Source organism: Pseudomonas gingeri, assembly GCF_013386115.1.
Taxonomy (GTDB): Bacteria; Pseudomonadota; Gammaproteobacteria; order Pseudomonadales; family Pseudomonadaceae; genus Aquipseudomonas; species Aquipseudomonas gingeri.
The window spans coordinates 25854-39010 of sequence record NZ_JACAOR010000005.1 but is presented as its reverse complement, the minus strand read 5'-3'; the positions used below and the strand labels follow the sequence as shown (position 1 = coordinate 39010).

9 protein-coding genes are annotated in these 13157 nt (G+C 61.5%); 5 read left to right on the top strand and 4 right to left on the bottom strand.

Features of this window, described 5'->3' with window-relative positions:
- Positions 1 to 19 precede the first annotated feature (19 nt).
- Complete coding sequence (locus tag HX881_RS08140; RefSeq protein ID WP_017123267.1) at positions 20 to 1231, top strand: MFS transporter; 1212 nt, start codon at positions 20 to 22, stop codon at positions 1229 to 1231.
- An 89-nt stretch (positions 1232 to 1320) separates the two neighbouring features.
- Here HX881_RS08140 and HX881_RS08135 read toward each other — a convergent pair whose 3' ends face one another.
- On the bottom strand, positions 1321 to 1533 hold the full coding sequence (locus HX881_RS08135) for a tautomerase family protein (RefSeq protein ID WP_017123266.1): 213 nt from the start codon (positions 1531 to 1533) through the stop codon (positions 1321 to 1323).
- Positions 1534 to 1639: 106 nt separating this feature from the next.
- Here HX881_RS08135 and HX881_RS08130 point away from each other — a divergent pair, with 106 nt between their 5' ends.
- The gene (locus HX881_RS08130) at positions 1640 to 2560 is read left to right on the top strand and encodes a LysR family transcriptional regulator (protein ID WP_177083872.1); all 921 of its coding nucleotides are present in this window, start codon (positions 1640 to 1642) and stop codon (positions 2558 to 2560) included.
- A gap of 8 nt (positions 2561 to 2568) precedes the next feature.
- Here HX881_RS08130 and HX881_RS08125 read toward each other — a convergent pair whose 3' ends face one another.
- Positions 2569 to 5895, bottom strand: a complete 3327-nt coding sequence (locus HX881_RS08125) for an ATP-binding protein (protein ID WP_177083870.1) — start codon at positions 5893 to 5895, stop codon at positions 2569 to 2571.
- 285 nt (positions 5896 to 6180) lie between these two features.
- On the opposite strand from HX881_RS08125, the gene HX881_RS08120 reads away from it, so the two are divergent.
- Together HX881_RS08120 and HX881_RS08115 are read left to right on the top strand one after the other, a co-directional pair.
- Positions 6181 to 8070, top strand: coding sequence for an MAC/perforin domain-containing protein (locus HX881_RS08120; RefSeq protein WP_017123263.1), 1890 nt, complete (start codon positions 6181 to 6183; stop codon positions 8068 to 8070).
- A 74-nt stretch (positions 8071 to 8144) separates the two neighbouring features.
- On the top strand, positions 8145 to 9017 hold the full coding sequence (locus tag HX881_RS08115) for a hypothetical protein (protein WP_246356476.1): 873 nt from the start codon (positions 8145 to 8147) through the stop codon (positions 9015 to 9017).
- Positions 9018 to 9096: 79 nt separating this feature from the next.
- Here the strand turns inward: HX881_RS08115 and HX881_RS08110 are convergent, their stop codons facing one another.
- Positions 9097 to 10059 carry a GlxA family transcriptional regulator gene (locus tag HX881_RS08110; RefSeq protein WP_177083868.1) on the bottom strand — a complete coding sequence of 321 codons (963 nt, stop codon included), beginning with the start codon at positions 10057 to 10059 and terminating at the stop codon, positions 9097 to 9099.
- 102 nt (positions 10060 to 10161) lie between these two features.
- On the opposite strand from HX881_RS08110, the gene HX881_RS08105 reads away from it, so the two are divergent.
- On the top strand, positions 10162 to 10452 hold the full coding sequence (locus HX881_RS08105) for a hypothetical protein (protein WP_017123260.1): 291 nt from the start codon (positions 10162 to 10164) through the stop codon (positions 10450 to 10452).
- A gap of 1973 nt (positions 10453 to 12425) precedes the next feature.
- On the opposite strand, the gene HX881_RS08100 is transcribed toward HX881_RS08105, so the two are convergent.
- Positions 12426 to 12896, bottom strand: coding sequence for a hypothetical protein (locus HX881_RS08100; protein WP_177083867.1), 471 nt, complete (start codon positions 12894 to 12896; stop codon positions 12426 to 12428).
- Positions 12897 to 13157 lie beyond the last annotated feature (261 nt).

The following is a 13157-nucleotide window of genomic DNA, read 5'->3' as shown; positions in this document are numbered from 1 at the left end:
CCCACCGGAGTTTGCAGCCATGCCCATTGCCTTGCTCGCGCTGACCCTAAGCGCCTTCGCCATCGGGACGACCGAGTTCGTCATCGTTGGCCTGTTACCCACCATCGGCACCGACCTCGGGGTCAGCCTGCCATCCGCCGGCCTGCTGGTCAGCCTGTATGCCCTGGGTGTCGCCATCGGCGCCCCGGTGCTCACCGCCCTCACCGGCAAGGTCCCGCGCAAGTTGCTGCTGTTGTCGCTGATGGTGCTGTTCACCCTCGGCAACCTGCTGGCCTGGCAGGCGCCGAGTTATGAATCGCTGATCATTGCGCGGATCGTCACCGGCCTGGCCCACGGCGTGTTCTTCTCCATCGGCTCGACCATCGCCACCAGCCTGGTGCCCAAGGAAAAAGCCGCCAGCGCGATTGCGATCATGTTTACCGGCCTGACCGTAGCGCTGGTCACCGGCGTGCCCCTGGGGACTTTCATCGGCCAGCATTTCGGCTGGCGGGAAACCTTCCTGGCGGTCTCGGCCCTGGGTGTGATCGCCTTTATCGGCAGCCTGATCTACGTGCCGAAAAACATTGCCCACAGCAAGCCAGCGTCGCTGCTGCAACAATTGCAGGTGCTGAAACAGCCACGCCTGTTGCTGGTGTATGCGATGACGGCGGTGGGTTACGGCGGTTCGTTCATCGCCTTCACCTTCCTCGCGCCGATTCTCCAGGACATCTCCGGCTTCAGCGCCGGGACCGTCAGCCTGGTGCTGCTGGTGTATGGCATCTCGGTCGCCGTGGGCAATATCTGGGGCGGCAAGCTGGCCGACAAGCGTGGCCCGATCGGCGCGCTGAAACTGATCTTCCTGCTGCTGGCCGCCGTGCTGTTCGTCCTCACCTTCACCGCCAGCAACCCGTGGCTGGCCTTGGCTACAGTGCTGGTCTGGGGTGCGGTCGCCTTCGGCAACGTGCCAGGCCTGCAAGTGTATGTGGTCCGCCAGGCAGAGCATCACACGCCGCAAGCGGTGGATGTGGCGTCAGGCTTGAATATCGCCGCGTTCAACCTGGGTATCGCCGGCGGCGCCTGGGCCGGCGGCCTGATCGTCGCCCATCTGGGTCTGATTCATACCGCCTGGATCGGCGGGCTGGTGGTACTGGTCGCCCTGGCGCTGACCGCCTGGAGCGGCCGCCTCGATCGCCTGGGGCCGGTGTATGCCGAACCCGCGCCAGGTTCGGCACGGGTGGTGGGCGGACACTGAGTTCGCCCCATGGGAGCCGGCTTGCTGGCGATGGTATCGACACGATCTCCTGCCGGACCGCGTTGCCTGGATCGCCGGCAAGCCGGCTCCTACAGGGGGTTGGATTCGGACTTGAGGATCTCGGTGAGACTCAAGCCGCCGTGCCCCCAGTTGTCGGTATCGATTTCCTCGATCACCACATGGGTCAGGTCCGGAGCCTTGCCGAGCACCCGCTCCAGGGTCTCGGTGATTTCGGCGATGACCTGGGCTTTCTGCTCCCGGGTCACGCCCGTACGGGTGATGCGCACACTGACAAAAGGCATGTTGTTCTCCAAGGGATTGCGTCCACGTTGAACTCACTGTATTGATCAACCGCGGTCGGGGCAATATCGAGCCCCGACCTTTATTTGATCCTCGGTGTAATCAATCATGCGTAGACAATTCGATGACATCCTCCTTGGCAGCATCGAGCTGTTCTGCCTGGCCGCCGAAGCCGGCAGCTTCACCGCCGCCGCCTCGGTGGCCGGGGTCACGCCGGCGGCGGTGAGCCGGTCGATCTCGCGGATGGAGGAACGCCTGGGGGTGCGGCTGTTTACCCGTACCACCCGCAGCGTGCGCCTGACCGAAGGCGGCCGCGCTTATTTCGAACAGTGCCGGCAGGCGCTGACCCAACTGTCGGAGGCCCAGCGCGAGGTCATGGGCAAGCAGCAGGAACCCGCCGGCACCCTGCGCATCAGCATCCCCACCACCTATGCGCACCACCGGATCCTGCCACTGCTGCCGGCGTTCCGCGCCCGCTACCCGGCGGTGAAGGTCGAGACCCATATCAGCAACCGCAATATCGATTTCGTCGAGGAAGGGTATGACCTGGCGATCCGCGTCCGCGTGCTGCCCGACTCCGGGCTGATTGCCCGGCACCTGGAGGACGCGGCGCTGGTGATGGTCGCCAGCCCCGACTACCTGCGGCGGGCCGGAACACCCCAGTGCCTGGAGGACCTGCAACAGCACGAGTGCATCCAGTTCGAGCTGCCCAGCAGCGGTCGACGGATCGCCTGGCTGTTCAAGGAAGACGGCAAGGACCGGGAAGTGCTGGCGGACAGCGGCTATTGCTGCTCGGAGGACGTACTCGGTGGCGTGACCCTGGCCAGGCATGGCGCCGGCCTGTTCCAGACCTACCGTTTTATCGTCGAGCAGGAACTCGCCGAGGGTACGCTGGTGGAAGTACTCAAGCCCTACACCGGACGCTCGCGCCCCTTCACCCTGCTCTATCCCCATGGCCGACATGTACCGCAGCGGCTCAAGGCGTTCGTCGATTTCCTGCTGGAACAGCGGGCGAACTGGAAAACCTGAGCCGGCGTTCAGGCAGACCGGTCGAGAACCGCCAGCAGCTCGGGCATGGTCGCGGCAAAGCCGAGCTGCTCGGCTTCGCGGCGGATGGCACGCAGCAACTCGGCGCTCGAACGATCGCCATTCCGCAGCCAGTGCCCTGCCGCGCCGATCAGGCGCACATGGTGTCGGATCCAGGCACAGGAAACCGACTCGGGAAGAACCGCCATCCGCTGTCCATGACTGATCGCCTGTTCGATATCGCCCGCCAGCAGGCAGATTTCGGCGGCGCTCACACGGAACTGCAGGACATTGTGCGCCAGGCACGCCTGGTCGAGCAGGGCCTCGCCCCGCTCCAACGCCTGGCGTTTGAGAACCTCGTCGTCGAGCATCAATGCCAGGCTGCCGTAGACCCAGGGGCCGATATAGCGTTGCAGGCCAAAACGCTCGACCCGCTCCACCGCCTCCATGATCAAGCCCTGCGCCCGTCCCCGCTCGCCCTGGCGCAGCGCCACCCGCGCCAGCCCTTCCAGGAGAATCGCCTCGAAACGACTGGCACCGAGGTTACGCGCCAGCTCAAGGGCTGCGGACAACGCCTGCCCCGCTTCGCCATCGCGGCCGGCCGCCGACAGCACCCAGGCGGCGGTCAGGCGGGAAAACACTTCCGCCCGGTGGTTGCCGATCCGGCGACTGCTCTCGATGGCCTGCATCGCGTCGCGCAGGGCCGGTTCCGAGTGGCCCAGGTAGAACTGCGCCGAACCCCGCGCACTGCGATTGCCCGCCTCCACTTGCACCAGCTCATGACGCTCGCACAGGCGCACACACTGATCAAAGACCTCGTAGGCGGTCTGCATGCTGCCCTGGGCATAGTAGGAATCGCCGATGCCGCTGAGGGCCTTGGCCTGGGTTTCGAGGTGCAGGCCGATGCGGGCAAAGGACAGGGACTCTTCGTGCAGGCGACGACACTCGGCATAGTCGCCCCGCGGGAAATAGATGTTGCCGCGCAGGTGATACAGCCGGGCCAGTGCCGTATGTGCCTGCTGCTCCCGGGCGACGGGCAGGGTCTGTTCGATCAGGTGCTCTTCTTCGTCCAGGCAATCGAGGGTGTTCAGTACCGCTGCCAGTCCCAGCGCCGCTTCGATCCGTTCTTCGTCCCGGGCGGCCAGTGTCAGTGCCTGCTGGAAACTGTCACGCGCCTCGAGCGTCCGGCCCAGGCCCGAGCATGCCTGGGCGCGGAGCAAGGCCAGGTCGAAGCTGCTCGCGGCCCGCTCGCCCCGACTGGCCGCCTGCTGTCCCAGGGCAAGGACGCTGTCGTACTGGCAGGCCTGGAGCTTTTCGCGCATCGCCACCAGTAGCGCGTCGAAGGCCTCCGGCGCGTCGGCGCGCAGCAGATGCTGGGCATGCAGGATGGGGTCGCGATGGCGGTAGAGCGTTGCCACCGCGCGGTGCAATTGTTCGCGCAGGGCCTGCGGCATCGCGTCGTAGAGACAGTGCATGACCAGATCGTGGACAAACATGTAGCTGCCCGGCTCGACCTCTCGCAACAGGCTCTGGCGCCACTGCACGTCGGGGACGTAGTCGGGCTTGCCCAGCGCCTCGCGCCAGAGCGCCAGTTCGAAGCGATTGCCGAGCACGGCGGCGTAATGCAGGGCCCGGCGCTGTTCCGGGGCAAACCGGTCCACCCGGGTCTGCACCAGATGCCGCAGGCTGTCCGGAAGCACGCCCTCCTGGCTCGACAGCAATTGCGTGAGGTACAACGGATTGCCCTGGGCCCGCGTCACGCAGTCGGCGCGATAGGCCGGATCGATCTCGGGAAACTGCTCCGCCAGCACGGCCGCCTCGCGGGTGCGGATCGGCGCGATATCGAGCAGGCTCATGGGATTGGCGCAGTGCGGGCGCAGCTGGCTTTCCAGCGGATCGCCCTCGGGGCGGGAGGTCAGCAGCCAGACGATCGGAGCCTCGTCGGTGGCATTGAGCAACTTGCCGAGCATGGCGAAAAATGTCGCGTCGCCCCAGTGCAGGTCCTCCATGGCAATCAGCAAGGGTTGCTGCACCGCGATCCGCAGCAGCAAGTGCAGCAACCCGTTGAACAGGCCTTGCGTGCGTGCCTCACTGCTCATCGCCGCATACAGCGCCTGTTGCGCCTTGAACGACTCGCCGGCGGGATGCAGGCCCGTCAGCATCTGCAGGAACATCAGTTGCTCGGCTGACAGTTTCAAGCCCATCGCCGCCGCTTCCAGCGCCGTCCCGCTCATGGGTGCCGACGTCCCCGGCGCCAGCAGGCTGCACACCAGTTGCCCGAGGGGCCAGAGGCCGTGGTCCATGCCGAAATCCAGCACATCGCCGCGATGGCAGGCAAAACCGCCCTGCCGGGCCATCTCGAAAAACTCGCTGACCAGCCGCGTCTTGCCGATGCCGGCCATGCCACGCAGGTAGACCACATGACCGTCCTGGCACTCCTGGGTGGCTTCGATCACCCCCTTGAACTGCAGCACTTCTATCGCCCGGCCCACCAGCGGCCGCGGTGCGTTCTCATCGAGGCTGCGCTGGCGCTGGCATCGCCGATAGGCGGGAAACGCGGCATCACCCGCGGCGAACTCGAACCGCGACGACAGTTGCTCGACCAGGTTCTGCGCGACATGCACCGGGGCATTGCCATGTTGCACGGGAAACCCATGGTGAATCAGGGCCAGCGCCTCGGCCGGCAGCGCCTCGACGTCGCGACGCTCGCGAACCAGCCGCAGCGCGATACCGTGTCCTGCCCGCACAAACTGCTCGCGGCTCAGCGCCAGGGCACACAGCAAAGCGCGTTCGCTGTCACTGCGATAGGCCTGTGGCGAACCGAACCGGGCGATGACCAGACCCGGAGCACCCTCGACCGGCACACCGCCGAACTGCCGGATCAAGCGTTGGATTTCTTCGGCAAAGAGCAGCGCCGAGGCTGTGGTATCGGAGAGTGGGTCGGTGACGAAGCACAATTCCAGCACATAACGAATGACCGCATAATCCGCCGCCTGCGCCGGAAATACGCTGTCGTGGAATTCGCCAATGGCCTGCTCGATCTCGTCCAGTGCCGTCGCCACCGATTGCCCGAGCAGGGCACTGACATCGACGTCGAAGGCGCTGGCCAGGTGGCGAGCGGTGCGATACAGCACGGGCTTGCCCGTCTCGGCCCGCTTGATGGACGCGATGGACACACACAGGTGACGGTTCAGGCAGGCTTCGGCGAGGGTTTCCTGGCTCAGGCCATGCTGTTTGCGCAGACCTTTCAACAAGCCGCCATCGAGCAACACGCGGCCGTCGGAAATCGCCGGCTCAGTCCTGGCCGTGGCGGAAAATGAAGGGTTCCTGGAATCCATGTCGATAGCCCCGGCCGCCCCGTCACCCTGGGCAGGCACGCCAATAACCGCACAAACGGATGTCGAGATCAGCGAATGCCGGGCCGTGATGGCCTGGCAGCCGGTCGAGTGTACCCCAGCATCCTGGCCGCGATCACTGGCTGAACCGACTGTTTGGTGATTTAACTGATACCGAACTGATACCGGACTGACACTGCTCTGAACTGTCTCCTCCGCCCCGCTCTTCCGATACTGGTTCCCGTCAGTTGGAACCAATCAATACAACCGGGCCGAAGGGAGAAGACGATGAGCAATGACATCGGTGGTTCACAGTTGCTGGGACGTGGTTTGAACAAACTGGACTGGGCCAGCGAAAGCAAGGAATGCCAGAAAGTCGGGGATACCGAAAGCGCCAAGCGTACGGTGACCCATGACAACAAGTCCTACAGCATCGGCCAGCACGTCACGCTGGATCCGATGAGCAAGGAAGACTATTTCACGGAAAGCTTTTCCTCCCATGACGAGTATGAAAAGCACACCCAGTCGAGCATCGAGGCCAAGGGCAGCTACGGTGCCTTCTCCGCCGGCTTCAAGGCCACCTTCGGCAGCGATATCTCCCAGCTTGAAGAGCGCGAAGCCGCCATCTACAGCCACACCGTGCGCTTGTGGAAACTGACCCTGGCGGTCAATCCGGACAATGCCACCGAGGTGTTCAAGAACCGCGTCAAGGAACTGCCCCAGACCTTCGATCAGGCCGATCCCAAGACGTTCTTCAACTTCTTCGTCGACTTCGGCGCCGATATCGTCAACGAAGTGCTCGTCGGCGGCTCGCTGAACTATGCCATGACCGCGTCCAAGAGCTACCTCAGCAGCAAGACCAGCCTCAAGGCGATGGTCGAGGCGGAGTACGGTGCGTTTGTCAGCGCCACCGCCTCCACCGAGATCAAGGAAGAGGTCAAGCGCCACCTGGCCAATCGCAACAGCCGGCTGACCACCTCCGGCGGTACTCACTCCATCAGCTTCAACTCGCTCACGCCACGTGACTACAGCGCCGATTTCGCCGCCTGGCGCAATTCCCTGCCTGACAGCCCACGGGTCGTCGAACTGAAGCTGGCGCCGGTGTTTCTCTTCGTCAAGGAGGGGCCGACCCGCAACGCCCTGGAAGAGGCCTACCAGTGGTACACCAGCTACAAGGCGGAAATTGACGCGAACTGGGCCGACTCGGTGATCGTCATCGGTCGGGCCACGCGCCAGTCTTCGCTCAATGCCGCGGCCAACGGTCCGGCCTTGCGCACGGTGTTCGTCGACAACAAGAGCAAGAACACCAGCGAGAGCTTCCACTACCCACCCGCTGCCGACGCCAGCCCCACCGCCTTCGAACAGTTCTGGGATGCCCTGGCGCTGCTGCTGAAACAGAAGAGCGGACACAAACTGTTGCTGACCACGGAGCGCTGGCCGCGCCATGGCAACTACTACCCGAGCCGCGCCATGCGCGAAGCGCTGCTGGACAACGGCGCCAGCGAAAAGGCCCTCAAGCGCTGGGAAACCCTGACCAAGCATATGCAGCCCAACCCACAGGCCGGCCTGACCTATGCACTGGCGGGCAACGACCTGGAAGTGCCGGGAGTCGATGGCCTGATCGCCGGCTTCGGCAAGCCGGGCTATGACCTCAACCCACGGGTGAAAATCAGCGCGCGCCTGTCCCATGACTCCTTCGGCAGGGTGAAGCTGGTACAGACCGGCAGGACCATCGAGGACACGCAAACCGTCCTCTACCTGATACGCAACAACACCGGCGATCACCCGGCGCTGGCCGTCGACCCGCAGAACAAGACCCGGGTGGTCATGCAGGCTCCGGACACGGGCAATCCCGGGCAATTCTGGTACATGCCGGAGCTGGAAAAACCCTATCCGGAAATCAATAACCCGATCCTGCTGATCAACTACGAGACCGGCAGTTGCCTGCAGGGCATGCTCGACCAGGGCGATTGCCGGCTTCACCCCGTCAAGCCGGGCCGGCAGGAAGATGATGTGATCTGGGACCGCCGCGGCGGCGACATCTTTCACCTGCTGATGGTGTACTACCATATGCGCAGCCTGTGCCTGACCCAGGTCGAGAAACGCGCGGCGGTCCGCAAATGGCGCGAGCCCCATGGCATGGACTGGTTGCGCGAGCAGCAACAGCCGCATCGTTAAGGGCTGTCACGGTCGCTCCGGCACACTTGCCGGAGCGCCCCTTGGTTCCACTGGTCCTTTTAGCAGCCCCTGACATGAGCGGTCTCTCCATGATGCAGTTTTTCAACAGCGTTCCCTTTATCGAGGATGGCGCCGAATCGCCGCTCGACACCCGTACCTTCCCTTTCCTGTACAACGACCAGGGCCTCGCGCTCCCCTGTCGCGAGGCCCGCGGCAGAAGGATCCCGCCCGCGCCCGACAGACCCGAACTGGAAAGGGGCAAAAAGTACACCGGCATCAGTTGGGAAACCCGCAAGGTGCCGACTGCCACCGGTTCCTATGAGATCAAGGAGTTCGATTTCCACGCCAGGGAGGTGTACTACGAACCACTGTGGGCCACGGAAGAAACCGCCCAGGCCTTCGGCATGACCCTGCTCAAGAACGGCGAATGCATCCGCTTCGAATACGAAAAGCTGATGCTGGGGCAGTACACCTACGGCAAGTGGGCCGGTCACCAATCGCCCTACCTCGGGCCGGCGCGCCAGCGCGAGCTGCTGACCTACAACCCGACCGACCTGGAATACCACAACTTCGCCCACGTGTTCTTTTCCCGCTACACACGGCTGCCGCTGGTGATCAGCGTGGCGCGCTGGCGCCCCTACGTGAACGAGATCTGCCTGGCGGACCTGTGGGTCAAGCCGGGCGAAGCCCTGGTGCTGCCGCCCAAGACCTTTCCCAGCCCACCCACCACCGAGGCCGAGCGGCGGCTGAAAATCGTCGATATGCACGGCAACCGCAACTCGGCGCTGGCCTGCTGGTTCAAGGACGGCGAAGACTGCCTGCTGACCGAAACCATCCTGGCCAACCCTGAGCTGATGGCCTCCGAAGTGGGCAGGCCGCATTACCATGAAGAGAAGACTCCGACCCGGCACGAGTTGCCGCCGGGGTATCCCACCACCGAAGGGTAAGGAGCCTGGCTTGCCAGCGGAGAGGCCGGTGAGTTCGCTGAAAGGCCGCGGCCAGGATCCTCGTCCGGCGCGTCAGCCGCTAGCGCAGGTTGGCGCGCAGGTCCCGGACTCCGCGTCCGAGGCGCTGGCGCAACAAGGTCCGCAGCGTCGCCCCATCCACATAGCCGACCTCGCTGGCAATGGCCTCGAGGTCAAGGCCGCTGCCGTGGAGCAGTGATTGCGCCCGCTCGACGCGCAGGTCCTGGAAATAGGACAAGGGCGACTTGCCGAGCACCGCTTCGCAGCGCCGTTGCAAGGTGCGCGGGCTGGTCGCCAGGGCGCTGGCGGCGTCCTGTAGCGAAAACCCGGTCTTGAGATGGTCGCGCGCCCAGCGTTCGAAACGCAGGATCAACGGGTCCGCCTGGGCCAGGTGATTGGGAATGATGTACGGCGCCTGCAGGGTGCGGATATCCGCCAGCAGATAACGCGAGACCATTTCCGCCAGTTCCGGGCTGGCCCGGCGGATCAGCCACAACGCAAGATCGAGATGGCCCATGGCGGCCCCGGCCGTGACACCGACATCGGTGGGCACCAGCATGCGCGACTCGTCGAGCAGGACCTTCGGGTAACGCTGCCGGAACAGCGGGGCCAACCACCAGGTGGTAGTGGCCTCGCGATGATCGAGCAGGCCGATATCCGCGAGAAGAAAGGTACCGATACAGGACGCCGCCAGTAGCGCGCCCCCGGCATGCCATTTCAGCAATTGCGCCTTGGCCGCTTGCACATCCGCCCGTTCGAGGGCCGGCACCAGGACCTCGGGGGTTCCGGTGCCAAGGGCCGGGACAATCACCCAGTCCGGCGTCGGGTCGGCGGCGATGACCTGGACCGGCACCAGCAGCCCCTGGCCGGTACGGACCTTCTTGCGCACGCCCACAAGCGATACGTCGAACACCGGGCCTGCCCCCTGCCCCGCGGAAAACTTGTTGGCCAGGCTGAACGCATCCAGTAGCACGGTCAGCCCGGTATCGAAGACGCCCTCGAGGGCGAGCACAGAAATTCGCATGGCGTGAATGACCATAAAGTTGTCATTTACGACGATACCAGTTGCGGCTTCGCAAGCCTAGATTGAGCGCTCCAAACATCGCTATCAACGAGGAAGTCACTGATGAAAGTTTTCGCGATCGGCTCGATCAACGAACTCACCCAGGAGCAGAAGCAACAGCATTTGCCCAGCGAAGTCCCGGCCACGCTCAAGCTCTACCTCGGCGGCCAGATCGAACAGTTCTGGTTCCGTGAAGACCGGCCCGGGGTGGTCTTCCTGATGAACGTGGAAGCACTCGACCAGGCCAGGGCGGCGGTCAACGCACTGCCGCTGACCGTGGCCGGGCTGATGACCTTCGAGTTTATCCAGGTCGGTCCGCTGGCGCCGCTGGGGTTGTTGATTCAGGGGCAGTAGGAAACAGCAGGCTTCTGCGAGGCCGGCTGAGGCACGTGGAAATACCCCGCCAGAAACGACAAACCCGCAGAGTTCATCTGCGGGTTTGTCTGTTTCAGGCGACGAAAGAATCGTGCTTAGAACGGGAATGAACACCTACAGCTAATTTTAACTAGTTAAAACCCGTAGTAGCAGCCATTTCCCATGACCTTATCCACCGCACAACAGAAAAACGTAAAGAATTCCGTAAAGTTTTGAGTGAAATACGCGAGATCAACATCACTCATCTCGCTCGGCCGCCCCACGGAGCACCCTCTTGAGCGACCCGATGAGTCGCTCAAAACCTTTGGTCTGGGCAACCCGGTGGGGTCGTGAACCAGCATTCGCCAGAAGCTCGCCGGGTCTTGCCCTTCGGGCCTTTATTCTAATGCCTCCGAGCATCAATCTGCGCGCTCCGCTTGCCAAGCTTGGCATTAGACGCTTGATGGTGGCGCATCGGCATCATATGATCCACACACACACACACACACACACACACATACGCACATACACACATACACACATACACACACGCAGTAGGAGTCGCCAAATGGCAGGGAAGATGTGTCCACAATGTAGTCGCCTAACCTTCCATGGCAACGAGATGAAGCGCGAATGCAGCAAATGTGGCTTCGTCGCTCGCCGGCCAGCCAACGAAGGCAAAGGGGGGAAAGGGAAACTTTGCGGCCTATGCAGTAAGTTCACAGTTTTTAATAACCATTGTTCAAATCCAGCGTGCGGCGCTGTCAGTACCTATGGGAAAAAGTGACCATGGCCATCAAAGCCAAAGGGATTTGCCCCTACTGTCAAGAACTAGTGAACGGGACCGTTATCGAGGAAAACACCTTTAGGCGAGACAAATGTGAATGCCCTAGCTGCAAGGAAACGATGTATGTCTGTCGAGCACCTGGTTGCGATCACTATGTCAAGAACGGCAAGCTGTATGATGATGAGCTTTGCCCAGAATGCACGAAAGGCATCATATCGAACGTTAGCTCGCTCGGCATGGTGGCGGTCACAACCGCAATATCTATTGCGGTTGCCAAAAAGCTCGAGAAATAAAAGCCTTCTGCCCATCGTCAGGCGTCAGCATACTTAGGTAGGCCAGCACCAAGCAGCTCACAAAAATGCAGGTGTGCAGATCCACATCAACGCCTTAGCCTTGCATTTCTCGATCGCCTGCTTGACCGCTTCAATTTTGAATTCATCGGATAACGTTTCCGACTCATGGTGCGTCCAATTTGGGCCTCGTAATGAGGCTAGGTGATGTCTACTAAACCAGGGGCGATTCAAAGCAGCCTTTACAATTGAACAGACTTGCATTTAGCGGACAGCAAGGCAACTTCATTTTTGGCTAAGGAAAATCAGTAGCATGACGGCACTAGAGGTATTGGACTCAGCGGTCAAGATAGGGCTAGGCGCACTCATCGCAGGAATTTCGTTTTTTTTACTGAGTCGCCACCAGCACGCCCGCGAACTCGAGAAGCACGTATAAACAGAGAATTTGAAGTATTCAAACAAACCGCTGAGCAAATCGAGCTTTTTACACATGTCGCTCTGAAATACTGGGCTTTTATTGTTGAATGGGGAAGATATAAACGAACACAGAGGACTATGCCGGACGCTCGGATAGATGATCTCGAGTCCTGCATAACTGAGCTTTTTTCTTCATTCAAATAAATGAGCAATGCAGAAGCAAAGCTATTGCTCCTCGGATATAAATCAGCACAAAATAAGGCCCGCATATATGGCGAACTAACAACCTCTCTTCGTCGCGAGGTACATAGAGACTCAACGCCGTTAACGGAAGAGCAAGCACAGGCTTGGAGAACCAAGGTACTGACTGCTAGGGAGGAACTATTTGATGAGCTTAGCAGTTGTTACCGAAAACTTTCCTCTTAAGACCGGCCGCGTTTAGCTAAGCGAAGAACGAAGTAGTATAGCTGAGAAGCCCCTTAAGGCTCAGAATATCCAGTCAACCTTCCCAAAGACGCTGCATAATTACGAGTCTGATACCGTAGCACTGACTTCATCTGCGGCGTGATATCTTCTTCCAGCCCCCATTCGAAGGCCTTCTTGTCCAGCATGTGCCGGACAGCAAGTTCGACAGCATTGAGGGTTGGTTGTGAGGGTTTCAACTCAGCCCATTCCTTCAAGACTTCCCGCAGCAGAGCGGCCTTCGAGCGCAGCATGCAGGGGTAGCAAGTCAGTCGATCTACAACGTAGAGCAGGCGCCGTCTTTGCTCATCGGTTGTGCCTGATTGAACCAAGTGCCTCCTAAGCAGTGCCACTAGATCCAGTTCTCCATACCAAACTTGCTTTGCGAGGTCGGCTAGCACCTCTTCAGAAATCTGCCGTGGGCTCCGCGAATAGATAGCAGCGATTAGTTGAAGAACGAACACTTCATCCTGTTGCTCTAGCTCCATAGCTGCCCCCGCACTATCAGCTCCGAGAGTAAATCACTCGCAGAGGAGTATGTTGAGGATTTTGAACGTATCCATCCCAATAGGTACTGCCCCCTTCTAGCCTGTAAACATAGGCCAGGTGCTCGCACGCCGGGCCAATCGCCTCGCATAACTCCACAAGCCCTTCCATCAGCCAGCCAGAGCTTCGATTGAGATGCCCTGGGCTAACAAGCAGCACGCGCTCTACACATTGGCCCTCGGTCTGCTGGGCCAGCATGGTTT